Origin of the sequence: Shimia abyssi (assembly GCF_003014475.1) — a bacterium.
In the GTDB taxonomy this organism is placed as follows: domain Bacteria; phylum Pseudomonadota; class Alphaproteobacteria; order Rhodobacterales; family Rhodobacteraceae; genus Shimia; species Shimia abyssi.
On record NZ_PYGJ01000005.1, the window covers coordinates 224180 to 250288 of the forward strand.

Annotated in this window: 17 protein-coding genes and 2 tRNA genes; 10 read left to right on the forward strand and 9 right to left on the reverse strand. The window is 53.2% G+C overall.

Going from position 1 to position 26109, the window contains the following annotated elements:
• Nucleotides 1-164: 164 nt before the first annotated feature.
• The gene (locus tag CLV88_RS11100; protein ID WP_106608455.1) at nucleotides 165-1958 is read right to left on the reverse strand and encodes an ABC transporter transmembrane domain-containing protein; all 1794 of its coding nucleotides are present in this window, start codon (nucleotides 1956-1958) and stop codon (nucleotides 165-167) included.
• 143 nt (nucleotides 1959-2101) lie between these two features.
• Nucleotides 2102-2175: transfer RNA gene (locus CLV88_RS11105), tRNA-Gly, on the reverse strand.
• Nucleotides 2176-2244: 69 nt separating this feature from the next.
• On the opposite strand from CLV88_RS11105, the gene CLV88_RS11110 reads away from it, so the two are divergent.
• From CLV88_RS11110 to CLV88_RS11135, 5 genes are all read left to right on the forward strand, one after another.
• Nucleotides 2245-2316: transfer RNA gene (locus CLV88_RS11110), tRNA-Ser, on the forward strand.
• A 580-nt stretch (nucleotides 2317-2896) separates the two neighbouring features.
• Nucleotides 2897-3994, forward strand: coding sequence for an efflux RND transporter periplasmic adaptor subunit (locus CLV88_RS11120; RefSeq protein WP_165798866.1), 1098 nt, complete (start codon nucleotides 2897-2899; stop codon nucleotides 3992-3994).
• Between the two features lie 12 nt (nucleotides 3995-4006).
• The gene (locus CLV88_RS11125) at nucleotides 4007-7120 is read left to right on the forward strand and encodes an efflux RND transporter permease subunit (RefSeq protein WP_106608458.1); all 3114 of its coding nucleotides are present in this window, start codon (nucleotides 4007-4009) and stop codon (nucleotides 7118-7120) included.
• A gap of 65 nt (nucleotides 7121-7185) precedes the next feature.
• A complete protein-coding gene (locus CLV88_RS11130; RefSeq protein ID WP_133169947.1) occupies nucleotides 7186-7725 on the forward strand; it encodes a hypothetical protein in 540 nt (179 codons plus the stop codon).
• Nucleotides 7726-7872: 147 nt separating this feature from the next.
• Nucleotides 7873-10422, forward strand: a complete 2550-nt coding sequence (locus CLV88_RS11135) for an AsmA family protein (RefSeq protein ID WP_165798867.1) — start codon at nucleotides 7873-7875, stop codon at nucleotides 10420-10422.
• A gap of 17 nt (nucleotides 10423-10439) precedes the next feature.
• Here CLV88_RS11135 and CLV88_RS11140 read toward each other — a convergent pair whose 3' ends face one another.
• Both CLV88_RS11140 and CLV88_RS11145 read right to left on the reverse strand, forming a co-directional pair.
• Nucleotides 10440-11567: a calcium:cation antiporter gene (locus CLV88_RS11140; RefSeq protein ID WP_106608461.1), complete on the reverse strand. Its 1128-nt coding sequence runs from the start codon at nucleotides 11565-11567 to the stop codon at nucleotides 10440-10442.
• Complete coding sequence (locus CLV88_RS11145; RefSeq protein ID WP_133169948.1) at nucleotides 11567-12877, reverse strand: MFS transporter; 1311 nt, start codon at nucleotides 12875-12877, stop codon at nucleotides 11567-11569. Before CLV88_RS11145 ends, CLV88_RS11140 begins: the two co-directional genes overlap by 1 nt.
• A gap of 258 nt (nucleotides 12878-13135) precedes the next feature.
• Between CLV88_RS11145 and CLV88_RS11150 the strand changes: the two genes are divergently transcribed.
• Nucleotides 13136-14728 (forward strand): tannase/feruloyl esterase family alpha/beta hydrolase, encoded by a 1593-nt coding sequence (locus tag CLV88_RS11150; RefSeq protein WP_106608463.1) that lies wholly within the window; start codon nucleotides 13136-13138, stop codon nucleotides 14726-14728.
• 91 nt (nucleotides 14729-14819) lie between these two features.
• Here CLV88_RS11150 and CLV88_RS11155 read toward each other — a convergent pair whose 3' ends face one another.
• Nucleotides 14820-15323, reverse strand: coding sequence for a DUF3124 domain-containing protein (locus tag CLV88_RS11155; protein WP_106608464.1), 504 nt, complete (start codon nucleotides 15321-15323; stop codon nucleotides 14820-14822).
• A gap of 583 nt (nucleotides 15324-15906) precedes the next feature.
• On the opposite strand from CLV88_RS11155, the gene CLV88_RS11160 reads away from it, so the two are divergent.
• From CLV88_RS11160 to CLV88_RS11170, 3 genes are read left to right on the forward strand one after another with little or no spacing between them, the layout of a single operon-like run.
• A complete protein-coding gene (locus CLV88_RS11160) occupies nucleotides 15907-17031 on the forward strand; it encodes a hypothetical protein (protein ID WP_106608465.1) in 1125 nt (374 codons plus the stop codon).
• Nucleotides 17015-18058 carry a hypothetical protein gene (locus CLV88_RS11165; protein ID WP_106608466.1) on the forward strand — a complete coding sequence of 348 codons (1044 nt, stop codon included), beginning with the start codon at nucleotides 17015-17017 and terminating at the stop codon, nucleotides 18056-18058. The genes CLV88_RS11160 and CLV88_RS11165 overlap by 17 nt, the downstream gene beginning before the upstream one ends.
• A complete protein-coding gene (locus tag CLV88_RS11170; RefSeq protein WP_106608467.1) occupies nucleotides 18055-18369 on the forward strand; it encodes a hypothetical protein in 315 nt (104 codons plus the stop codon). The genes CLV88_RS11165 and CLV88_RS11170 overlap by 4 nt, the downstream gene beginning before the upstream one ends.
• Here the strand turns inward: CLV88_RS11170 and CLV88_RS23030 are convergent.
• Nucleotides 18366-18539, reverse strand: a complete 174-nt coding sequence (locus tag CLV88_RS23030; RefSeq protein ID WP_165798868.1) for a hypothetical protein — start codon at nucleotides 18537-18539, stop codon at nucleotides 18366-18368. The two genes, CLV88_RS11170 and CLV88_RS23030, sit on opposite strands and share 4 nt — an antisense overlap.
• A gap of 197 nt (nucleotides 18540-18736) precedes the next feature.
• Between CLV88_RS23030 and CLV88_RS11175 the strand changes: the two genes are divergently transcribed.
• Complete coding sequence (locus CLV88_RS11175; protein ID WP_106608468.1) at nucleotides 18737-20926, forward strand: calcium-binding protein; 2190 nt, start codon at nucleotides 18737-18739, stop codon at nucleotides 20924-20926.
• 844 nt (nucleotides 20927-21770) lie between these two features.
• Here CLV88_RS11175 and CLV88_RS11180 read toward each other — a convergent pair.
• The 3 genes from CLV88_RS11180 to CLV88_RS11190 are packed head-to-tail and all read right to left on the reverse strand — an operon-like array spanning nucleotide 21771 to nucleotide 24961.
• Nucleotides 21771-22655 (reverse strand): DUF302 domain-containing protein, encoded by an 885-nt coding sequence (locus CLV88_RS11180; RefSeq protein ID WP_106608469.1) that lies wholly within the window; start codon nucleotides 22653-22655, stop codon nucleotides 21771-21773.
• Nucleotides 22642-23025 (reverse strand): DUF4345 domain-containing protein, encoded by a 384-nt coding sequence (locus tag CLV88_RS11185; RefSeq protein WP_106608470.1) that lies wholly within the window; start codon nucleotides 23023-23025, stop codon nucleotides 22642-22644. The genes CLV88_RS11180 and CLV88_RS11185 overlap by 14 nt, the downstream gene beginning before the upstream one ends.
• A gap of 10 nt (nucleotides 23026-23035) precedes the next feature.
• The gene (locus CLV88_RS11190; RefSeq protein ID WP_106608495.1) at nucleotides 23036-24961 is read right to left on the reverse strand and encodes a DUF3604 domain-containing protein; all 1926 of its coding nucleotides are present in this window, start codon (nucleotides 24959-24961) and stop codon (nucleotides 23036-23038) included.
• Between the last annotated feature and the right edge of the window lie 1148 nt (nucleotides 24962-26109).

The following is a 26109-nucleotide window of genomic DNA, read 5'->3' on the forward strand; positions in this document are numbered from 1 at the left end:
GTTTTTGACGCCCTGCTTAAGCAAGGCCCTTGCTCCCAAGATGCTGTCAAAAACACTATGCTGCAAGCGATTGGCCAGTCTCGACGCCAGGTAAAGCAACGCCGAGACGTTGCGTAACAAACTTCATGAGACAACAAGGTCAGTAAAAACAGGGGAAAAGCTTCCTAAACGGTTCCATCTGTGAATTGCAATTTAGCGAGTTTCGCATAAAGACCACCTTGCGCAACAAGAGCATCATGCTGTCCTTCGGCAACGATTTTCCCGTCTTCCATGACAATGATCCGATCTGCCTTTTTCACGGTGGCAAGGCGATGTGCCACGATCAATGTGGTGCGGTCTTGCGACAGTTCCTCGACGGCGGCCTGCACAAGGCGTTCGCTTTCCGCATCCAGCGCCGAAGTCGCTTCATCCAGCAATAGCACAGGCGCATCGCGCAAGATGGCTCTGGCAATTGCGATGCGTTGTTTCTGCCCTCCAGAGAGCATCACTCCGCGCTCGCCCAGCGGGCTGCTATACCCTTCCGGTAACGCTTTGATGAACTCATGCGCTGCTGCTGCCTTAGCCGCAGCCCTCACATCCTCATCACTGGCTCCGGGGCGTCCAAAACGAATATTTTCTGCCGCAGTGTCAGCAAAAATAACCGGGTCTTGCGGAACAAGCGCGAGGTGGCGGCGAAAATCATCGCGGGCCATATCCGACAACGAAAGACCGTCAAGTGTTACATGCCCATGTGTTGGGTCGTAAAACCTCAGCAGCATTTGTATGATCGTGGTCTTGCCCGCACCGGACGGCCCCACAAAAGCGACGGTTTCGCCCGGCTCGATGGTCAGGTTGATGCCATCCAAAACCGGCACCGTGGGACGAGACGGGTAGTGAAAGGAAACACTCTCAAACGAAATCGCGCCCTTCACCGGGCTTGGTGACGCTACCGGGTTTTCAGGGTCGTTAACCGTATCCTCAACCTGCAGCAACTCAACCAACCTCTCGGTCGCCCCAGCGGCACGTTGCAATTCGCTCCAGATCTCCGAGAGCGCACCAACAGACCCTGCGACCATAACCGAATAGATCACGAACTGAACCAGCACACCAACGCTCATTCCCCCGGCGCGCACATCCCGCGCGCCGATCCAAAGAACCACCACAACCCCTGTGAAAATCAGGAAAATCACGATCATCGTCAGCAATGCGCGTGTATTGATCCGGCGCATCGCGGCCAGCAGCGACAGGTCCGTCACCCGCCCAAACCCGTCTCTTGTTGCCGCTTCATTGGTAAAAGCTTGCACCGTCTGAACAGACATCAGCGCCTCTGATGCAACGGCAGAACTTTCTGCGATCCAATCCTGATTTTCCCGGCTTAATCGGCGCAATCGCCGCCCGAGCCCGAGAATAGGAACCAATACCAATGGAACAAGCAGCAATACCAGCAAGGTCAGTTTGGTTGAGGTAAATAACATCAATGCCATTCCGCCAAAGAAAAGCATCACATTGCGTAGGGCTATCGACACTGACGAGCCAATAACCGACTGAATAACCGTCGTGTCAGTGGTGATCCGGCTCAGGACCTCGCCGGTCATCGCGGTTTCGTAAAATGTTGGGCTCATACCAACGACGCGGCCAAAAACGGCCTTGCGGATGTCCACGACAACTAACTCGCCCAATCGTGTCACCAGTAAAAAGCGCAGCGCAGTCCCAACCGCAAGCAATGCCGCGAATGCCAACGCCGCCATGAAGTACTTATCCAGCAGCGCTTCGCTTTCGGTGCCAAAATTGTCGACCACGCGGCGTACGGCCATCGGCAAAAGCAAGGAAACCGTTGCCGTCAATGTCAACGCGAGCAAAGCAGCGATTACGAGCAACCGATAGGGCCGCATGAACGGCCCCAGTTCACGAAGCGCCCGGACGTTCTTGGATTTGTCTCGTTCCTGCGCCGCGTTGTTTGGCTGAGGTTTTCTGGCCATTAAGTTGTTCCCGCCTGAAGTTCGCAACGTTAGTGACGCCGCAAGCAGCAAGCGTCAAGCGACCAGTTGACGCAAATACAAAAGTCAAACCTACTGGCTTTCTCCAGCTGCAATTTCTGCTACATTTTCAGTGGAAATTTCACTGGAGCGGGCGGCGGGAATCGAACCCGCGTCATTAGCTTGGAAGGCTAAGGTCTTACCACTACACAACGCCCGCTCAACTAGTTGGGTAGATATTTCCTTGCCGTCAGAACGTCAAGTTCGGTTTTGGGAGTTCAAGCAATTTTCCTGCGTACCAGTTCCGGCCAACTGGCTGTTAATCAATTGGTCGTAGGTTCGATCCCTACCGCCGGAGCCAAAATATCTCTTAGATAACAAGAGAGTAACAAGCCGCCCCTAGGGGCGGCTTTTGGCATTCTGCAACATCTCTGCAACATGGCGATTTGTGCGTTCGCCAATACGGGGCCTCGTCGCGTCAAACCGCTAGACGACAGCGGTCCCGATTATTCAAGGGCCAGAACCTGCGCGTTTGATACGCAGCGAATGGCAAGAAACCTCGAGACCTGCCATTTGTACGAAGTGCAGAGAACGGCTGGAGAGAGCCCAATTTGGCGGATGCTGCAAAGCGCGAGAACTGAAAAAAGGGGCGGGAATCTGCCGTTCGCCCTATCGGGTTCGAACAGCTACTATGCGCAAAATGGTGACTTTGTGAGGAAAAAACTAAAAGCCGAAAGGAAAAGGAATTCTTGGCAAGTGATCAGTGACGAACACATAGGTTCGTTCGGTTAAGTATCTTTTCGAGTTAGTCCAATAGGCGATTGCGTTCGCTCGAATTGTTTTTTGAAGATATTTCACATAGCAAAGCTTCTTCTGCGAGCTAAACTAACGTTTGCGAATGCTGGGATTCTTACGCTTCTTGAGATGTGACAGAGATGAAAATGAACAATTTCACTAGTAGAGTAATAGCTGCGGTTCTCGGGGCTTTCCTTGTCCTGGCCAGTCAGGTCTCAGCGCAAGGTACGACCAACCCAAACGTGCGGGTTGAGGTTTTGGCGGCTTCTTCGGAAATGGTCAGCAATCGGTTCCCAGCTCGAACAAACGCCATAGCGGCTGTTGATGTGGTTGCAGAGGTAACCGGGGTCATTCAAGACATCGTGTTTACTGGTGGGCAAACAGTAGAGACCGGTGACCTGCTGTATCAAATCCGAGACGAAGACTATCGCATTGCACTTAACGCGGCTTTAGCAGGCCAAAAGACTGCGGAAGCAACTCTTTCGCTGGCAAGAGCGACTTTGGAGCGCCGTAAGCTTCTCAACGAACGCGGATCGGTGGCAAGCGTGGAAGTCGAGATTTCTGAAGCCGAAGTTCTGAAAGCCGAGGCATCTGTTTTGGCGGCCAAGTCGTCGGTGGATCAGGCCCGGCTCTTGCTGTCCCGCACTAAGGTGGTTGCGCCAATGTCAGGTGTCATCACCTCCACACGGTATTCTGTCGGGGCGCTCGTCGGCCCGGCTCAGGGTCCATTGACGAGGGTAACCCAACTTGATCCCATCGCGATTGAATTGCGCATCCCTTTAAGCCAGCTCGACGCGGATATTGTCGGTGGCGTGGCCCTTAGTGAAGTAGATATCCACTTTTTGTTGCCAAGTGGCGCCGAGTATCATGAAGACGCAGCACTGGGATTTGTTGAGCCAGCGGCGGATGCTTCGACAAATTCGGCCGTGCTAAGAGCTATGGTAGCAAACGCAGACTTCCGGCTGCGCGTTGGCCAACCGTTGACCGTCGTGACCGCGCGTGCTCCGAAGGAGCCGCAGATCACAATCAACAAGGACTCGGTGTTGCTCGACAGAGAGGGGCCTTATGTACTCGTGGTTCTGGATAGCGGGGTCGTAGAATTGCGACGGCCACAGCTTGGAGAAGATGCCTCTCGTCAAAGATACGTGGTTTTGTCCGGACTGTCCGAGGGTGAGATGATTTTCGTTGGAGGACACTCTCGGGCCATCCCTGGTAGCATCGTTTCCCCGGTTCACGGGAACTAAGGACGGTAGAATATGAACCTCCAAGCTTTCATCAGCCGCCCCCGGATGTCCTATGTGATATCTATCGTCATCATTTTGCTCGGCCTTCTCAGCTGGCTTCGCATTCCTGTCCAGCAATACCCCGACATCGCGCCGCCTACCATTATCGTCAAGGCGCTGTATCCAGGCGCGAGCGCTGAGGTGATCGAACAAACCATCGCACGCCCATTGGAATCGCAGATCAACGGCGCTCCGGGCATGATCTACATGAAGTCGTCCTCAAATGATGGTGGGCTGTATGTTCTGACCGTGAGTTTTGAAATCGGATCTGACCCAAGTGTATCAGCCGGAGAGGTAAAGCGGCGTGTCGATACGGTGCTGCCGTCGCTGCCGCCTGTTACTCGTGAGCTTGGTGTTGACGTTGCCCAAAGGTCGCCTGACCTGGTGTTGAATGTCGCCTTCACGAGCGACGCACCTGACGCAAACAGCCTGTTTCTCTCGAACTACCTGAACCTCTACATCATCGACGAACTGAAAAGGATACCAGGGGTAGGTGACGCGATCTCCATGGGTGGCTCCCCATATTCCATGAGAATCTGGATCACGGATGGGGATCGTCTGGCGGCCTTGGGGTTAAGCGAGATGAACCTGATCTCCGCAATCCGAGCTCAGAACACGATTGGTCCAGCCGGTGTCATTGGGCAAACGACGCAGCGGACCGGTCAATCCCTGACGTTGACGATCCTATCGCCGGGACTATTGGCGACCGAGGAAGAGTTTGAAAACATTATCGTGTCGACATCGCCTGAAGGCGGGCGCGTTCGACTAGGGGATGTCGCCCGGGTCGAGCTGGGCGGTGAGAACGAAATCACGGTCGAACTGGACGCACGCCCAACGGCAGCACTTGGTGTCTACATGCAGCCGGGCGGAAATGCCGTAGCCACGGTGGAAGCTATTCAACAACGGCTGGAAGAAATGTCAGATAGATTTCCAGAAGGCATGGAGTTCACCGAGGTTCAGAACAATGCCGAATTTGTCGGCGTGATGATCCAGAAGGTTCTGACTACCTTGCTCGAAGCTACGGTTCTGGTGACATTGGTTACATTCCTGTTTCTGGGCTCTATGCGCGCAACACTTATTCCACTGGCAGCCATCCCGGTTTCAGTGATTGGCGGCGTCGCCGTTCTTTATGCTTTTGGAAGCTCTGCCAATTCAATTTCGCTTTTGGCGATGCTTCTCGCCATTAGCATCGTGATCGACAATGCGATTATCGTGGTTGAGAATGTCGAGCGTACCCTGAAGCAAAAACCTGATCTGAGCGTTGCGTCTGCCACGGCTAAGGCGATGAATGAAGTGGCGGTTCCGATTATCGTCACAACATTGGTGTTGCTTGCAGTGTTTGTGCCTGTACCTCTTCTCCCCGGCAGTTCAGGGGTTTTGTACCGAGAGTTCGCTTTGGCAATTTGTGCGGCTATGATTGTCTCTATGGTTGGCGCACTTACGCTCGGCCCAGCCATGGCAGCTCAATTATTGAGCCGGAAGCAAAAGCCCCGTTGGCTGGCAAAGTTTTCTGCGGCCGTAGATCGCGTAGGAAACGCGTTTTCCCACCTGATACGGGCGTTGCTGCGTTTTTCCTACATCTCCATCGTGATTGTTGTTGCTGGGGGCTGGCTGGCCTATCTGACTTTCAGTTCCACCCCTAGCGGCTTCGTTCCTGAAGAAGACAAAGGCTCTTTGGTTGTCGCCTTTCAGCTGCCTGCCGGGGCTTCGGAAAACCGGACATCGCGAGTTGCCAATCTGGCCCAGAACATCATTGCCAAAGACCCGGCTGTCGCCAACATATTGCGGATCGATGGCATTGATATGATCGCGCAGGGCGCAGCCCCCAACGCAGGCGCGATGTTTCTAAAGTTGAAAGACTATGACAATAGGCACGCTGACGAACTGAGCGCTGATGCGACTCTCGTTCGTTTGTTCCTTGGCCTAAACGCACAGATCATCGACGCAGATTTTCTGGTTCTGGCCCCACCCGCCATCGCCGGTATCGGCGCTTCGGGCGGATTTGAGTACGTTCTTGAAGCCCTGTCCGGACAAGAGCCTGAGGAAATGGCAGCTGTCGCCAGATCGGTGCTGGCGAAAGCCATGGCCCACGAAGACATCGGCACAATGTTTTCCGGGTTTGACGCCAACACCCCGCAGTTGCGTCTAGACATCGATCGTGATCAGATTTCTCGACTGGGTGTAGATCTGTCCACGGTGTATGCCGTGTTACAAACAAGAATGGGCGGGCTCTACGTCAACGATTTCAGCTTCCTTGGCCGCAATTGGCAGGTCAAATTGCAAGGCGACGAAAGCCTACGCCTTGATCCCCAAGATGTGCTGAACACCTATGTCCCCAATGCATCGGGCCAACTGGTCGCCGTGCGTTCTTTTGCGACGCTCGAATTGACAGGCGGTCCGCGAACGATGACGCGGTACAATGGGTATAGATCTGTATCGCTGAATGGCTCGCCTCCGGCTGACAAAGGCGTGGGTGAGGCTATTGCCACAATCGAGAAAATCTCGGACGAGACCCTGCCCGAGGGGTGGGGCTATGAATGGACCGGGCTGGCGTTGCAGCAAAAGCAGGCCGCGGGGCAAACGGCAATTGTTATCGGGTTGGCAGCCTTGTTCTCGTATCTCTTCCTGGTCGCCATGTATGAAAGCACACTGGTCCCAATCGGGGTTTTGATGTCCGTGGTTCTGCCCGTTCTGGCAGCTCTGGTTGCAATCAAGGCCTTCGGTCTGGAATTTGATTTGTACAGTCAGATCGCAATTGTTGTCCTGATCGCCTTGGCCGCCAAGAACGCCATTCTGATGTATTCCTTCGCCTTGGACCTCAGGCAATCTGAAATGGATTTGGCAGACGCGATTTCCGAAGCGGCCCGCCTGCGCTTTCAACCCATCATGATGACATCTTTGTCTTTCATCGCGGGCCTTATCCCCTTGGTTCTTGCCGTTGGGCCAGGGTCCGGCGCGATGACCGCGGTTGGTGTTCCAGTTTTGAGTGGTATGGTTGTCGCCTCTACTTTCGGACTGTTGCTGACCCCTTTGCTGTTTTTCGCTCTTCAGGGAATTCGGGGAAAATTTGGATGGGTGCCGGAATAAGGGCTAATCCCTGAATGCATTGCGTAAACCGGGCGATTGCATTCATTGACGACAAGGAAAAAGCCATGCTCGCAAGACTACAAAAAATGCGGAAGTTGGCGCAACGGCTTGGTCTGGCAACAGCCTTTGCCGTGTCGGGATGGACCTTTGCCAACGCTGAAACACATGAACCATCAGCAGAGGTATGGTCAAAGTCCGGCGACTGGCTGATTTTTGTGGACGACCCGGAACTTGGAGGCTGCTTCATGGAGCGCAGCTTTGAGGACGGAACGATCATGAGGCTTGGACTAAAGCTCATCAGTCACGAAGGCTACTTCGTTGTTTTGAACAAAGATTGGAAAGACATCCAGGAAGGTCAGGCGGGCGAGATATTTTTTGATTTTGGAGACGAAGTTTTTGGTGGTGATGCCATTGGGATCATTGATGGCGAATCCCACGGGGGATGGGCTGAGTTTAACAATCCGGAACTGGTCTCGGAACTCGCGAACGGGTTCAGTTTTGTTGTATCCGGCTCAGCCAAGATTGGCTTTGAATATGCCCTAAAAGGGACTAAGCGAGCGATTGCGGAAATGGATGCTTGCAGAGTGGAGCAACGCAATCGCTAGAGTACAAACCGGGCGATTTGAGAGAACACACAAGGGAGCCGAATGGTGCTGAAGGTCGTGGTCAGAATGCTCGGGGCTCTGGGTTTGCTTCTTGCGATGACCCTTGGGTTCCTTAACCTGCCTGTCTTTTCGACCCAACGGGTTGCTTTGGCAACGGCTCTGCTTGCTGATTTCCTGGAAGACGAAGAGGTTGAAATAGGTGATGCCAAACTGAAGGTGTGGGCGCGGGCTCCAACTCTGGTCCTGCAGGACCTGCGAGTTTCCGATCCAAGCCGCTCTGATCAGGACCTGACCAAAGTTGACCTGGTTCAGGTGTCGCTTTCAATGCCGGAACTTTTGAGAGGGTCCGTCGAGGTTGAAACCATTTTGGTTACAGGGTTTTTCTTGAACCTGGATGTCAATGCCAACGGGGTTTCCAACTGGCGCCCCAGAACACAACAAAACAGCCGTCCGATCGAGCGCGAATTTCCGTTGATGGCGTCACTGCTTGCCGAGAGAAATGTCGACTTCGTCAATTCTGGCGTTCGTTACCGTCATGCCCCCTCAGGTTTTGTTTTCAATTTTGAATTGGACGAATTCAGTTCTCGCCAGACTAGGCGAGAAACACTGACCAGGCTTCAAGGTGTCGGCAAAATAAACGGCGAGCCTTTTGAAATCCTCGGCAGTTTCCCAGATGGTCCCAATTTTGAGGTTTCCTCTAGACTGGGGTCCAGCCGCGTGGCCCTAAAGGGGGTCGCCGATGACCCGCGTGCCAGAACGGGTTTTACAGGAAAACTTTCATTAGAAGCAAAGTCCATATCCGAATTCCTGAGCGTCTTTCGTCTCAAACCCGTTTTGGAGGGCACGATTAGTGCCAGCGCTGATGTTGTCAGAACTCCGAACCGATTTTCGTTCTCTGACTTGATCGTTGTCGCGGAGTCAGCGCAGCACAAAGTCGAAGTGACTGGAGAAATTGGAAATCTGATCAACTGGGCTGGTGGTGATCTTTTGGTGGAATATCTCAACACCTCGACTCAAGAGATGTTGCCGAGCGTTCCGGATAGCATTGACGACGTTACGATCCTGAATGCCTCTGCCCATGTGGTTTCGACCGCCAAGGATTTAGTCGTGGAAGACATGTCGATACAGAGTAATCTGGCGAACCCGCTCATTAGCCGTCTGGGCCCAATCAGCGTAGACCGCGTTTTTCGAACACCAGACGGAATGCTGCGCGTCGACGGTATAGAAATTCTGGCGGGCCCCGAAGACGCGCAAGTCATCCGGGTTTCAGGAGAGCTTGCCAATCTGCTCAGCTTGGAGGGGCTGTCCGCAGAAGGTCAGATCGACGTGAAGTTTGCGGAATTGATTGAAGGCCCAACAAAAGGGATCACAGAGTTCGGGGATCTTCGGGGCAGTTTTGGCATCGATAATCTGGACGGCTCACTTGGATTACGGGCTTTGACCGTCAAGTCCGAAAACTCTGATCTGTGGGACTTCTCTCTGGCAATGCGAAGCAGAGACCTGTTCGACCTCGAGAAGTTCCGTGGAAGCGCGAGCCTTGCTTTTCCCGACCTGAACAGAATTGCCGGCAAACTCAATATGGATGCCACACCGCTCTCGTCTCTCGTTTTGGAAGTCAGTGTCGAGGGCGAAGAAGAGGCATTGGTTACTGATGTCAACATCTCGGTCGACGATAGCGCGGTCGCCCTTCACTTGGAGAAAAGCTATGAAGAACAGCTCGTCTCTTTCCTGGGGTACATTAAATCCGAAATTCTCAATGTCGATACAGTCTCGCACCTCATCAACCTGGTGAAGGATGTCTCGAACCAACCAAAAACATCGGAAATGGGAAGGCCGGTCCAGCCGATTTGGCTCGACGATGCGATCAAACCGCTCATTCTGGACGAACCATTTCTGGCCGTTGACCCGGAAGAACTTGTTGAGGCTCTATTCGCCAAGATTGATGTGCGGCTTCAAAAAGTATCCGGACTGCCCGGAGTACCAAGGCTAAATTCGGTTCTTGCATTGAAAGACGGGCTTGCCTCTTTACAGCCCGTGTCCATTACCCTTCCCACTGGGGCCGCAAGTTTTGGTCTTTTTGTGAATACGCTTGATGATCTGGATGCGGTCCGGGCAACTGGCAACCTGACCAGCATTTCGATCAAAGAGCTCACCGATATGCTCAACGTACCATTTGAAATGTCCGGTACCATCAACGGTAACTTCAACATTTTCGCCAGCATCAGCTCATTAGATGCTTTGGCCGAGACGATGTACGGGCATTTGAATTTGAAAATGGGCAATGGCCGCGTCGGAACGAGTCTGATCAAACTGGCCGGACTGGGCATTATCCCATGGCTGTTCTCGAAGGACCTATGGCAGGGGTACTCCGACATCATGTGCATTTCCGCGCCCTTGGTCATCCAACCCGGTCGTGTTTTTTCGAACGGATTTGTGCTCGAAACTGGTAGGGTACAAGTCGTGGCAAAGGGAACCGCCGACTATCGCCAAAACCGGATTGCCATTCATGCAGAACCCAGACGGGTAAACCAGCCTTTGTCCCGAAGCTTCTTTCCAATTGAGGTTTTCGGTGAATTGACCGCCCCGAAAGTGCGGCTTCTGCGAAACTCCAAACTGTCGGCGCCTGAGCGAGATGCCTCGACTAGCCATGGTGCCCGTCAAAGACAGCCCTGTGTTATGGACAAGTCACAGCACTAAGGCGGCCGACATCAACACTAGTGGTCGAAAATCAACACCACAAACGTCAGGAACGCTGCCAGATGGACAACCCCCTGCAATGCATTGGTGCGTGCCCCGACAAAGGTCACGATACTAACTGCAAGTGTAAGCGCCAGTATGACAATCTCAGGTCCATCTAGTCCCAGTTCGATGGGCAATCCGTAAATGCTCGACGCTGTTAAAACCGCTGGCACTGTCAAGCCAATGGTGGCCAGAGCAGACCCAAGACAAATGTTCACAGCGCGCTGGAGTTGGTTTTCCTTGGCTGCATCAAACGCGGCCATCGCTTCGGGCGTCAAAATCATAACCGCCACCAGGAAGCCGCCTAGTGCAACAGGGGCGCCCACTTGCACAATTCCGAAATCGACATAAACCGCCAGTTTCTTGGACATGAGAACCAAAGGCAGCATTGCCAAAACCAGACCGATTACATGAAAGGGAACACTTTGTGCCTCATGGGTATGGCTCGACGTTGCAGCGGGAATGTTGGGGGCGTCTTGGGGCTGCCTGAAAATTTCCGGCTTTCCTAAGGTTTGATATGCCAGGAAGATGCCATAGAGCAGTAGCGACATGACGATCTGAAAGCCGGTTTGCAGTGGCGAAAGGCCCCCACCCGGTGCCGAAAGGGTGAAGCTGGGTAGCACTAGGCTTGTAATAGCGACGGGCAGAAGAACAACCAGATAGGCGTTTGCACCTGTCAGATTAAACGACTGAAACCCATGCTTTATCCCGCCAATCAACAGGCTAAGGCCAACCAGCCCGTTCAGCACGATCATCAAAACCGAAAACATAGTGTCTCTGGCCAATGTCGGCGTTCCGTCCCCTGTGAGCATCACAGCCGTAATAAGCGCGACTTCGATACCAATGACCGAAAGCGTCAGAATAAGAGTTCCAAACGGCTCTCCAAAGATCTCGGCCAGACATTCTGCGTGGTGAACCACCCTGAACACCGTCGCCAGCATAACCAGAAAAATGCCCCCCAGAACAACGCCTGACGCGACGGTGCCGATGTATTCGGGTTTCAAGGCATCGCCAATAAACAGAAACATCACGTAGGTTAGCCAAATCAGGGCTATCGGCCACTCTGCAAAGTACAGGTCTTTTCCGGATCTCTCGCTAGCCATCACTCTTGGTCGTCCTCAATTCCATCTGTTGTCGCTTGGGCAGTCGCGTGTTCCTCGCGTTTTTCAGTGGGAGGAAGCTCAACACTGTTTTGGGTCACAGCAACTCGGCTAACCTTTTCTGCGCGCTCTGCGGGAGCAACAGTTTTAATGCGATAGATCAACAGGCACGTAAAGGCGGCCATCAAACTAAAGGTAATCCACGCCAACGCGCCGTCTCCCCAAAACTCTGACAGAACACTCACAAAAAGCGGGCCTGCGACACACCCAACCGTATATGTGAATAGCATCGTTATCGCGTTGGCAGACACGAACACAGGAGGGGTTCGATCCAAAGCATGTGCAACCAAAAGCGAATACATTGTCAAAAGGCTGCCACCCAACAAAATGGAAAGCAGAAGAATTGGCCAATAGCCAAAGTTATCGAGAATCTCCATCATGAATGCCCCGTCGCCGCTTCCCAGGAAACTCAACCCGAATAAAAGGATAGTGGCAACAGACGCGGTGCCCAGGATCACGATTCGACGGTCAACCTTGTCAGAGTACTTGCCCAGGTGAAACTGAAACAGGATACGTCCAAGATACAATGCGCCGATCAAAATAGAGATGTTTGTCGCTGTCAAACCGATCATCGCATAGCGAAACGGGACGATGCTCAGAATCGCCGTTTGAATGGCCCCGACAACGAAGGAACCCGTGAATGCTGACGGCGACTCCTTGAACAACCCCCGAAGTCGAACAGCCGCCTTGGATTTAATCTCGGGCGGATCTGTGCGGGCGGCTGCAATGACAACAATTGCAAAACAGTAGAGCAAAGACACCAGCACGAAAGACTTATTCAGGTCTTCTGGTACAAACATGATCACCAGCTGACTCGCGACAGACATAAGACCCATCGCAACCGCGTAGATCGACAACAATCTCCCTCTGGATTCATTGCCCGAGGACTCATTGATCCATGAATCCCCAACGGCGAACAGGCCAGCGGTTGCAACACCGGTCATCATGCGCACAAAGAGCAACGCAGGCACAAACTCGGTCAGTGAAAACAATAGCGCGGACGCCGCGGAAAGAGCAGCGGCGGCAGAAAACGCACGAATGTACCCGATGCTGGAAATCGGGCCAGCCGCATAAAAGCACCCAAGCAGGAATCCCATACTGTACATGGCAGATGCCAGTGCAGCGATACTTTGGGATGCGCCGGTTTCCGCAAAATAGAGCGAAACCAGTGTCGAAGACGCGGCCGTCACCAGCTGAACGGCGGCCAAAGCAATCATAACCGAGCGTAGTGTTTGCAACTGAGAGTTAGCCAATTCTTTCTCCCGAACTCGGAGGGGTTAGGACATGAATCATAGCAGGTAAAGGCTCAGTTCTCGGCAAAAGGTGTCTGTTGTCAGTTACACGCACGCACGGTCCACCGCTGATTTTGGATAACAGAACCCTCGAGCTCCATGCGTTCCACATTGAAAGACAACATTTTGAAAACGGTCAATTATCAACTCGACTCGTAACGAAATGCAACGCTAAGATGATACCTAAATACATCCATTCAGAAGTAAGGTGAAGTCAGGATGCCCGAGTTTCCCGCACTACAAAGCAACTCTCTCCGTGCTGGACTTGCGCCTTTGGCAGGAGCTGCATTCGTTGTGATTGGGTCTACAGCAATTGCGGGTGAATGCAGTGTCGAAGGCATCCCTACTTTGCCGGATGTTAAGGTGCTGTCGGCAGAGCCAGGTACTGAACCAGCGCCGCATTGCCGTGTCATCGGCCGTATTGGAACGGAAACCGAGTTCCAGTTGTTACTTCCGGATGAATGGAACGGAAAATTCGTCATGGGTGGCAGCGGCGGCTTTGCCGGAAACTTTGACAATGCGGCTGTGGACTATCGGAACGTAGTCGCGGACGGATGGGCCACGGTTTCGACCGACACAGGGCACAAAGGCAGTAATATCGTCGCATCCTGGGCCCTGAACAACCTTGAGCGCCAGGTCTCCTTCGGGTTTCAGGCCGTTCACAGAACAGCCGTGACCTCAAAGGCAATACTTGCCGACTACTATGGGTCCGAAAGCCAGCGTAACCTGTTCTTTGGCTGCTCTCGTGGTGGTGGGCAGGCGTTGATTGTTGCCCAGCGTTCACCAAATGTGTTTGACGGAATTTATGCGGGTGCACCGGCTTATTCGTGGACAAAAGAAATGGCCGGTCGCTGGACACATGATGCACAAATCATGTTCCCGGACTCCACTCAGATTTCGACGCCGGTCATTGATGGCGAGGCACTCGGCATACTTGGTGCTGCGATCATGGAACAATGTGATGGTTTGGATGGTCTAGTGGACGGTGTCCTGAATGACCCCAGACAATGTGATTTTGATGTCGCGACACTGACCTGCGGCGACAGTACCTCCACCCAATGCCTAACCCCTGAACAGGTAGTGGCAGCCAACGCCATCTACAGCGACGCCGAATTTGGCGGTGCCACCTGGCCCGGCACCCCTATGGGGGCAGAGTTGCCCGGTAACCCCCTTGGCTGGCTGATCTGGATCACAGGAGGCCATATCGAAGGTGCAGGGATCGACTTTCACCCAGGTGCCGAGGAAAGCGCGTTTGAAGAACCCCCAATCCCGAATGCGCGCTGGGGATTTACGACGCAGTTGATGAAGCACTTCTTCTACAGCGATCCGGAATGGACCTACGATGGCTATGATTTCACAGGTTACGATCATCATGCGGCGCGTCTTGGCCCGACGCTTGATGCCGACAACCCAGACCTGTCCGCGTTCCGAGCCAACGGTGGCAAGCTCATCATCGATAACGGTTGGATGGATGGGTCCCTTACCGCCTATGGCACGATAGATTATTATGAAAGAGTAATGGAGTTCGATCCGACAGCGCGCGAAGATGTGCGTTTGTTTGTGCGTCCGGGCGTTACCCATTGCAACGGTGGTCCAGGTCCGGATGGAACAAACTATATTGCAGCTCTGGAAGCATGGTTGGACACTGGCGTCGCGCCTGACCAACTTGATGCCCCTTACGTGGATCCAAGGACCCGACAGCCCAACGGCAAAGGAGGTCGTATCATCTGTGCGCACCCGTCTGTTGTGACCTATGATGGAGCTGGCGAGGCCGATGATCCGTCCAGCTTCAGCTGTGAAGTGCCCGAGTAACAACTGTTGTTTAAGAAGGCTCGTTCCTGCCCACCACAAGCAAAGCTCAAGACAGCCAAACACGGTTGTCTTGAGCTTGATCACTTCAAAACTATCTTTGAGACAGCACGCGTGCCTTTGAAATGAACGAAATGCCCTGGGTCCCTTTTCCGCCAACAATGAGGGCTTCAACGATTGGCTGAAGAACTGCGTTTTCTGCTTCCCACTTCACCACGAAATTTCCTCCATGTGTGTTTTGAGTCGAGCCAATCGGCACCAAAACTCTCGTAGATTGAAACGGTGAAAGCACTGCTGGCTCTTCAAGATGGCGTTTTACCAAGGCACCTTCAGTATCAAGATACTCAATTTCCAAAACAGAAATGCTTTGTTCCGGATCTACATTGTGTACGTACAACGTAGAAGCCAAAGGTTCACTCGCCCCTTCATGAGTGAGAACCTCAGAGTACCCTGGAACAAAAAGCGTTTGAGCGTTCAATCTTTCAAAAGGCTCCACTTCCTGAGCAAGCGCCCATTTTGCAGAGCAAAACAGAACAATACTAAGCATTGCCGTCAGATTTTTGGCTGAGAGGCGGCGCAGTTGGGCCCGGTTTTTCATAAAGTCAGTTACTCCCCAACCGGTGTCTTGAGTTAGTTCACGGCAGATTGCCACCTAATCTTGATTACTAACTCTTAGGCTGTCACCAGCTTAGAGGCAGGAGCCCAATAAAACAATTAGCCGAAGTGCTCTACAATTCACTTGCTTTAGCAAAGTCAGGCTTTGTCAGTAATCGTCAATTCTGTTTTTTTCTTCAGTCGCAAAGCACACAAAGCGGCCGATTGTTCAGAGAGCGCCAACGGTGGTTTCGTCCGCTCTGTCGTCATTCGAGCATCATAGGGCGAAGGTCTGGATCCAGCAAAGCGGACCCGCATGGATCGCAGCTGCAAACCTGGCTTCAAAATCGAATCACTGTCGTTAAGGTGTCAAAGCGGGCCGTACACTGCCAGTTGTGATTGAAGAGCTTGAGAAGCTGGTCCAAGAACGCGGTGAGATCGACGACATCGAGAGCATTAGGCCCTGGCTGAATTGTGCCGCCGACACCGATCTATGATTCCGATTGGTTTAATCGCTTGCTTCCCAAGTTCACGCCAAAGTTCTGACACATAAAGAAAATATCGTCGTTCGGTGAAAGGGAGTGGCGATGCTGCATTATGCATCAGGAACACCAGCTAATGACGAATTCCAGGTGGTCGAGAACCAACTGGCTCGTCAGCGATTGCTTTCGGTGCATTGCGATTACTTCAAATCTGTACTTCGATGGGTAGATGACTTGCGGAATGGCGTTCTCTCTTTTGAGGATCAACTGACCCGCACTCCAAGCTTGAGTAGCAAACTCGTTCGAGCAGACAACCGCATGCGCCAGGAACTGTCCGACCGTGGTTTTGATCAGCAAACTTGGGTGCCTTATGAGGATGCGCTGCGCAACCTGAGCAGTCGCCTTGGCCCCGGCTACCCAAGAAGCATAATGCTCGACACGGGCGCATTCACAGATTGGGGCAAAGGCCAGCGAAGCGATGTGGATACGGTCATTCGCTCCTATACTGATTTCCTCGAACGTGCCGCTGGCCTGTTCGACGAGATCTACCTTATCAACCTTGACGAAATTCCAGGCGAGCAAGGTCGGCGTGCCACCGAGGCCGAGACGGCTGAGGCGATAAAGCAGTCAGACGAGAATTTTGCGAAGTTGAAATCCGAGTTTGACGTGACGGTCCTGCCTGTCTTTCATCAAGACGAGTCAATCACGCGCCTCAATGAAGTGGTCGACATGGCTGATGGCTACATTTGCCTTTCTCCGAACAATGACTTCGCGCAGAAAGTGCGCGAGGATTGGACGCTCTTTCACAACACGGCAGTGCCCGGAGTCCAGTGCCACGGCCTCGCAACGACCGGGAACCGGATGATGCAGATTGCTGGGCTGTATTCCGGCGACTCGACCTCATGGAAAACACACAGCGGAAACGGAAACATTGACGTCCGGTGGGACGAACCAAGGGTTGCTGACCAGCTTGGCGCACCGCCCGTCACGCCATACTATCGCAAGGCGCATGTTGCGATCGAGCGGAACGAATACGATGGGAATCGTGCCCTTCCAAACAACAAAGACCACATCACCGAGCTCACAGAACGCGAGCAGCAGCATGTCAGGCAGCGGGCTGAAAACTACCTGCCGTTCCCGATGGTTCAGCTTGATCGCAGGGCGATGAGCATAGTGAGTTTAGGGGAAATCCAGTCAGTGGCGGAGGACGATCATGCTCTTGCCGCCTGATTTTCTCGACCAACTGAAAGCGGCAAAGCGATTCACCGGGCCTTTTGCGCAAGCGGCACCATGGCAACGGCATGTCATTTTGCACGATGGAAAACTCTACGCATCCAACAACCGCAAGATCGTGGAAATTGAGTGCGAGATCGACGGTTCTGCAATATTCTCGACGCGAACGCTCAACCTGCTCAAAAGCTTCCAAGACGAACCGACCGAAATCGAAGTCGGTGACGAGATCAAGTTCGGGTGGAAAGACGGGCGCTATCTCACACTCGTGAATGACTTCGATCACGACGACATTGTTAAGCAGCACGCGCGGCTCCTCGATGACTGGCACGGAAGCGATGCCGTTATGATGCTCGATCTTGGCCATGCCGGTCGGGCGATAGAAATCACCGAAGGTCCTGGCATTGTAGATGGCAAACTCGCGCCCCGGCGCGGATTCTTCTACGTCGGAGACAGCACACCATCGTTGCGTCTTGCGCGCGGTGACACTGATCTGCGTATGGATGATTTGTTCAAGATCAAGAAAGACGAATTGGGTGCTGCAAGAAAAGCGAACGAGCGGAAACGGGATCGTCTGCTGGACGAACAAGTGCGCATCGAGCGAGAATTGGTGTATCTCACTCAGGAATTGATTGAGGATCAGCGCAAGTTGGTCGAGTTCGACGCTGCGTTGGAGAAGTACCAAAGCGGCGACGCGCTGACAGAGACAGACAAAGAATGCCTGCGCCCCGCCTGCGAGAGTGATATCCGCAAGGAGGAAAGCAAAGAACACAAGGAAGCCGCCGAAGAACTTCCCGATCTGCCGAAAACGATAAAAGGTTGGAAACAGTGCGCCGACAGGAACGACGGTGAATATGTCTACGTGACTTATCGCCGACGCTTGCCTGAACCAAAGGCGCGCAAGGCCATGCGGAAGCGGATTGAACAAACCGTCGACACCGTTTTCAAATCTGACTTCCCTCGTGACGCCGTTGTTGCAGCGTGGAAGACACTTTCGCAAATCGAGCCAAGAGCAGGTCCGGGATGATCAATTCAGAAGATGGCCTCTGGCAACTTTTCGGCGGTGATGCGCCGAATGCACCGGGAAAAAACGAACTCACATTTGCCGAGTTTCACAACCAAACGGCAAAACTCGACGTAAGCGCGGAGAAGCGAGGCGAACTGCTTTGTCCTCGGTTCCGCGTCACGGCAAAAGACCGATTCTACCGACTCCGCTCTTCAGACGTTGAAGCAGTGGTCAATCAGGCACGTCTGTATGCTACGGCAGGCAAGATTGGCGATCCTGACCTACGCGTGGCTTATCTTGGAACGCACCCCTTCGATGGATCCAACATTTAGGCAATTTGGCGTGCGGATAGCCACGCGGACAGGACGACGACGGTGGCCAGCGTGGTCAGCGCCGGGTGGCTCCGCCCGCCGATCCAGAACAGGGTCAGCAGGACGGACTTGGGCGGGGTGTTCATAAGAAAACCCCCGGCAACGCTGCCGAGGGCTGAAAGGGTCTTCATCGGTCTAACTCCTATGTTGCTTCTGATTTAGATGCAGAAAGGAGCGCGGTTTTCATTGTTCTTAATTCGGTACAGTTGGCTGCGTCGCGACCCTAAATATAGTGACTTCGAATGCTTTTCTGCTTAAAGTCGAAAGACACATAGTTCTTAATGTATTAACCTTTTACAGCCACAACTATTTTTGGGAGGAGTAATTCATGATCGGACAGCTCATTAACGGAACCACGGACGACGATACACTAATTGGGACAGATGGCGACGACACAATTAATGGTCTATCCGGGACTGATATTATCAATGGTGGGCTTGGCGATGACCTCATAAACCCCGGAGACAACGCTGACTTTGACTTCGTTGATAGCGGTGCGGGCAACGACACTATTGATTTCTCAGATGCCGACAATGGGTTTTTCGTAATAGGATTTGATGCGCTTGCGGGAGAAGCGACCTACAACATTAGCGGAAGCGACAACTCTGGAACAATTGACAAGGGTGATGACGGCGTAACCACGTTGTTGAACGTTCAGTCGGCTATGCTGGCTAGCGGCTTTGGTGCTCAAGGGAGTCCGAACGACGACGTATTCAATGTGACTGGCGTGGATAGTGGTTTTGCATTCATACGAGGATTGGCAGGCAACGACACATTTAATATTGTCTCAGGTCCCGGCACCGTGCGGTTGGATTATCGATCCAGCTCTGTCTCCACAGGGATAGTCGCCGATCTCTCAACAGGTCAAGTTTCCGAAGATGGCTTTGGGGGAATGGATACGATCGTTGGTGATCCAGTCAGGCAAATTCGCGGGAGCGACTTGAATGACTCAATCACGGGGTCAACGAATGGAGAACGCATCGAAGGTGCTGACGGTGACGATACAATTGTTGGAGGAGGCGGAGATGACTCACTCAGAGGTGGCGCGGGGGATGATGTGCTGCGTCCCGGCGCGGGCGACGACTACATTGAAATACAAGCTGGCGATGGTGACGATACTGTAATTTTTACAGACGCAACATCTGGTTTTTTCGCTCTTGCACATTTTGACCTTTCGTCCGGAGTTACCTTTAATATCGACGGTGTGGCAAACACAGGCACTGTCGATAAAGGACCAGAAGGCACGACCATCCTGACCGACGTTGAGGTTGTAATGACCCAGGCTACTCTGAATCTTTATGGTAGCTTTGATGGGGACGACACCTTCAATGTAACGGTTGCGGAAGGCGGAAACGTACGAATAAGGGGTTACGGCGGCAATGACACGATCAACTACGTAGACGGACCTGGCCTCGCTCGCGTCGATTACAATTCAGGCAGCGTTTCAACTGGCATCGTCGCCAACTTGGCGACAGGCATAGTGAGCGAAGACGGCTTCGGTAGCATGGACACCTTACTTGGTGATCCAGTGCGTGATCTCGCGGGAACGCGCTTCAGTGACGATATTCGTGGGGGCGCAGCTAATGAAAGACTGCGTGGTCGCGATGGAAACGATACAATTCTAGGTGCGGCCGGCGATGATGCTTTACAGGGCGAGGACGGCGACGACTTCCTGCGCGGCGATGCGGGGCGCGACACCATTGAGGGCGGCGACGGGAATGACAGTATCTTTGCCGGACCGGGAGACGACTCTGGCGACTTCATGTTTGGTGGGTCCGGGACTGATGTAGTCGGCGGTGGCTTCGGAAACGACCACCTCGTGGGAGGCACTGGTTCTGACACCCTGTTTGGGGGCCACGGAGGTGATTTGATTTACGTTGGAGAGCAGATACTGACAACCAGTTCCAGCGAAAGTAGGGATTCCGCTGGCGGTACGGCTTGGGCCGGAAGCGGTAATGATGTCGTACACGGTGCTGACGGGAACGATGTCTTGGGAGGCGGCAATGACGATGACCAAGTCTATGGTTTCCGAGGCAACGATGTGTTGTATCTCGGTGCTGGAGCCGATTACGCGGAAGGCGGATTCGGCGACGATACCATCTTTGGTGGCGCTGGTAACGATCAAATCTTCGGCGGCGAATTTGGCGACGAAGAAGGTGACGATCTGGTCTACAACGGCGGTGGTAACGACACCGTAGATGGCGAGGGAGGAAGCGACACCATTTGGGGTGGGCCGGGCAACGATGTGCTCTATGGCGGCGATGATAGTGACACGTTTGCCTTCGCATCCAATAACGGCACCGATACCGTCGGGGACTTCCAACTTGGCGGTCCTGAACAAGACCTGTTAAACCTAGTCCTTCTCGGCATTGCCTCCGAACAGGAAGCTTTGTCCTTGATGACCGACACTCTGGACGGGGTATCGTTGTCGAGCGGCGGCACTACAGCAATTTTCCAGGGTCACACAGTCGCAGACTTCACCTCGAACTCCGGCTGGTTCGACGACACGGTGTTCTAGGAGGTCGTGTTCTGGGGGTGGGAAATACAATCGCGGTTGACAAGCCTCCAGAGCTCCCCCACGCCCCCTCAAGAGCCGGTGGTGGCCTTGGCGGGTCTCTCGCGTGGGTGGTGTAGCTACGGACCTCCAGCGTCCCTCCAGCTGGGCTCTGGCTTTGCTAGAACTTGGCTCCGGCTAGGCTCTGGCGATACCTAAAATGCCCCAGCCATTTCCAGTCCTCACTCACCGAAGCTCGTTCAGACGTCAGAAATGCCCCATGCTCACTGACGTTCCGCCCCAGTAACCGCCCTAGTTTGGGAGGATTTCCCCGTAAGCCGATGAAAGGTAAAGCCAGGCAAGGTTCCCTACCGCCGGAGCCAAAATATCTCTTTAAGATTAAGAGAGTAACAAGCCGCCCCTAGGGGCGGCTTTTGGTTTTCTGCAACATCTCTGCAACATCGCAATATGTGCTTTCGCCAATACGGGACATCGTCGCGTCAAACCGCTAGACGACAGCGGTCCCGGTTATTCAAGGGCCAGAACCTGCGCGTTTGATACGCAGCGAATGGCAAGAAACCTCGAGACCTGCCATTTGTGCGAAGTGCAGAGAACGGCTGGAGAGAGCCCATTTTTTCAAATGCTGCAATCCGCACGAACTGGTGGTAAGGGCGGATTCCAGACTTTCTCTGCAAGTGCGAACCTACCCTGCTGAGACATTGGAAGCTGACGTTCAGGCGACCCTGAAACGGCGTAATTTTCTGCACCGTCGCAAGGCGGCACTGAGCCCAAATCGAACCTCAGTTTTGAAAGAAATACCAGTTCAGCACTGCTGCAATCACATCGGCTTTGTGAAGCGCGTTCTGCTTTATTGAAGGGCTTTCTCAAAAGTGGCTGTAAGCCTTTGATTCAGCGCGTGGTGCGGTTTGGCTGATGAGCCATAATGAAGCTCGGCAAAGGCAGCAATATCATTGAAAATCACGACAGAGCCACCGTCATCGCCCGCATAAACCAGCAACTTTTGGCAAAATGCATCAAGGCCGATTGATGGGAACTTGGCCATCGCCATACCACCAGGCCCAGGTCCGCCGAAGAGCAAAAGTACCGCTTCGGGCAGTTCCACACCCTGCGTTGCAGCTTCTTCAGCAAAGTCAATTTCACCGAACCAGACAGTATCGTCTTGCGCCATCACGATGTTGGTGAGGTTTTCAACCGCCTCGGCAACACTTAGTGCGGAGGTCAACTCGATGACACCATAGTCGTTACTGAGCCCATCTATTGGTGCTGCATCGCCGTCGGCGGCTCGCGTTACATCTGCTAGTCTTTGCGAGAACATATCGAGTGCGGGCTTGTCGCTGAGCCCATGGCGGACTTCAAGAAAATCCGAACCCGTATGAACAACTTTAGCGGTACCATCTTGTGCGTAAGACAGAACACGGAATGGTAAGTCGAGCCCCGCTCGTATGTTTTCTTTCAGAATGGATGTGTTGATTTCAGGGTCCGAAAAAACCTGAACACGCGAGGGCGGCATCTCTACACCCTCGGCAGCCGCGAGCCGAGCGTGGTCAATCGAGGCGATGGAAGCTAATCCAGCCTCCTCGATGGCGACCTCAATCGACGTAAGATTTTCGTCCACCGTTTCTTGCACGGATGACGCCTGCGCCATCATTGCGGTAGCAAATATTAGAGATATTCCCGCAAACGAACGATGCGCGGTTCGAACTACAGTCATAACAACCTCAATTAACTTCATCATTTCTTCGCAACGCAACAAAGGCCAACACGCCGAATACCAATTCGGCCACAAGATAGAACAATAAAACGAGCCCTGGCGTGCCATCCACTATGATGCTCAGCGCGCGCCCGGCAGCAAGGCCCACCATAAACAGAAAAAGCACCCAGAGCGCGGGCCGCTGCAACTCCGGTTTTCCTGCTGCCATCAGCCAAAAAACGGCGTTTGCCAGATACAGCCCCATGATGGCTCGGAAAACATGCGCTTGGTTCGTTCCTTCCACTGGGAAGCCGAGCAAGTATGTTACAGTCACTGACGGTAAGAGCCCGTATGATAGTGCTATCGGCACCAGGCCAAGTGCTGCAAGGAGTAGCAGTGCACGGTCAGTCATTTTGGTCTTCCTACTGCTCTGGTGTGTACCAGATAGGTGACGTATATGCCCGCTCCTGATGCGAACGCGGAACATCAGCGTCCATCTTCATCCCATAGAACTTCTCGTCATGTGCCTGCCAAGTTGGCGTTGGTATTTCGAGAACGCGTGCGTAGAAATACGCTGGAAGAGCAGGATCAAAGTCGGGGTCAGTCCACACACCTCGCAGTTCGGCGGTTCCGATGGCGTTTGTGTAGGTCGCGTTTACCTCGTCCACTGTGGACCCAACAGGTTGCCGAGCGCGCCCGTCCTCACCAATTTCGCGTCCATCCGAGACAGCAACATCATAGATGCGTTCTTGCCTTGCCCCTTCCGTGTCGATCCAGCCCTTGATGATCTGCACGCGATCGAGATTGGCCGCGCTCACATCCTTTAATGCGCCGAGCATGAACACCGGAGCGGTTGCCTCGCCCTGCGGCGGAAGATCTCCTCCCATGGGAACGCCGCGGGAATAACCGATGTCGACGACATTTGGACGGAATACGTCTGCGCCTTCGAAATCCCATCCCCCAAAGAAACGGACTGCTATCCGGGTGCCTGTAGTGGCATATACTTCCTTTGCCTGCATGGCGTCAAAGATGGCCGAACGCGTATTCTCCCGCGCCCAAACCCCAGCGAGACCGGAAGCGAGAGCCTCATATTCGAATGTAGACAGCGTTTCGTCACCATTAAAAGATTGAATCACATAATGCTTCCACCGATCGGGTGAAGGTTCCGACGATGGCATCTTCCCCCAGAAGTTATCATCCCGTGTCGTGGACACTGCGGTATGCGCGTCGGTAGCTCCAATCTGGCCAAATTTGAATGGATTGATGCCAAGTTTCTGTTCTTGTTGCATGCCGACCTGCAACGCTGACCGTGCATACTCAAAAGGCAGCATCTCAGGCATTTTTGGTTTAAATCCGCCGATATCGCCTTTGTCCCAGGTCCCGTAGTCGGCGAACTCATCATCCGGTGACAATGCCGGGTGAGCCTCTCCATCGCCTTTGATTTGGGTCACTTCGATGATAGGCTCCCACCGCATACGCGTTTCTGCATACTCCGCGTCAATCGGTTCTCCGTTTAAACGCTCAGTAGCAAACATAAGACCGTTGGACAGGTTGCCATTGTGCGGGATCGCCATGACGGAGCCTCCCGTCAGGTCTTCGTAACCTTGCATGTAGGCCCACAAATCTTCCGGATCGGGGCTGTCATACGCGGAGAACGGCGTCACTTGGCTGGCTTTTCGGCCGTCCTCTTTGAAGAGCACCACACGGTGAAGGTTGGATGGCTTTTCCCGATTATTGATAGACGTCCACTCAAACCCAATGAACGCGGTGAAATTCCCCGGGTCGTTATACTGATCCGCGAGTTCGATCTGCCGTTCCCAAATAGTACGGTCGAGTTTAGGATTGTCGATAATGTCGCGGTTCTGCGCCACACCATCATTGCCCCAAAGTTGGAAAGCCGCATAGCCTTCACCGGCTTGGACGAGGTCATACAACCGCTGTCCGTATTCAGTCGCAAGCAGATCTCTATTTGCCTCCGCTAGCATCACTGGCAAGCCGAGGTTTTCAGCATGATCAGACACCACTAGAAAATCGAGAGGGCGGTCAATACGCAGTCTCTGACCTGACGAAGTGATCACTTCTTCACCCATTGCAAACCGATAGGCATCAACCGGCGTGAGTGTATTTCCAATCATTCCTGCATCTGTCGAAAACATCGTATGCAGGTGGGTGTCGCCCCAATAAAGGCCCTCTGCGAGGCCACGATTTTTAACTGTGCGTTCGATGAACGGGGAATAGTTTTGTGGTGGTCCCGAAACGTCTTCTTCCGCGGGTCCAATATCCTGACTAATAGCAAAGCTCGGAGAAACGGTAACTGCCAGAAGGGCTAGCGAAATTTGTCTGAACATCATGATGTCCCAAAACGCTCCATCAGCAAACTGTTCAAAAGGTTACCCGCAATGCAACGCTGGCATCAAGAGATAAAAGGTCTCGCTCGCTATCCAAAAGTATATGTTTTAGGATGTCTGTTTTGTCCCGCTCTGCGGTCATCGTAACGTTCAAAATACTGCGTGATGGACGAACGGCTGGTTTGGTGAAGCTGCACTGCGGCGTAGAGTTTGGCGATCAAGGTCGCCTTTGGGCCGAAAGCAGTAGCTGGACCGATCAGTGCGAAAGGCAGGAAAGTCCCGCTCTGTCGCCATTCGAGCATCGTGCGGCGAAGGTCTGGATCCGGCAAAGCGGAACCGACTGCATAGTCGCGACGGCGTCGATGCGGGCATACTTAGCCGGATGCGAATGAAGAACTTGAGAAATTGACCCAAGAACTGAACGACATCGACGAAATCAATACCATTAGGGATTGGCTGATCTCCGTCACCAGTACCGGTCCTTAAGTCAAATCGATCTGTCGGATGGCGATGCGCAACCTGAGCAATCGCCCTGAAATCCGCAAAGCGTTCGCCGAAGATGGATTCTCGTGGTTTGTTGCAGAGAATGTTGCAAACCGAAGCTTGAAATCGACCAAAGTCTTTGAACTTCAGGTGGTTATAGCTGCGAGATAAAATGATTGATTATCAATTGGTCATTCTGGTTCAAGCTGACAGCCACCCAGAAATTATGATCACATACGGCACAAAATCATCCACCTTCATTGTCCGATCGGCCTGGCATCACGGTCACCTAGAAAAATCTCTTATACAACGGGTTTTCGGCCCGGAGCAGACATTTCGATCTTAAGTCTTACTAACTTTCAATTCCGAACTTCGTAGCCGTCGCGGCGCGCATTGCGAACAATGGACACATGGACGCTGACGTCAGACTCTTTTCCTCCCAATTTGGCCCTAAAAGTAAGTGGCTCGCAATCGTCCGCAATAGGTAAAAACTTCTTCAATAGGGTACGGATCCAACCCCGATCCGACATGTCAAGACTTGTGAAACTGGAATTGTTCTGCTCCTCCATCTGTCAACGGCGGATTAAAAACCTGCCAGTGTGGCGGAGTAAAAGCCGGCCATTTGGCGTGACGATGGCTTAGGCGTTTTTCTGATGGATTGAGGG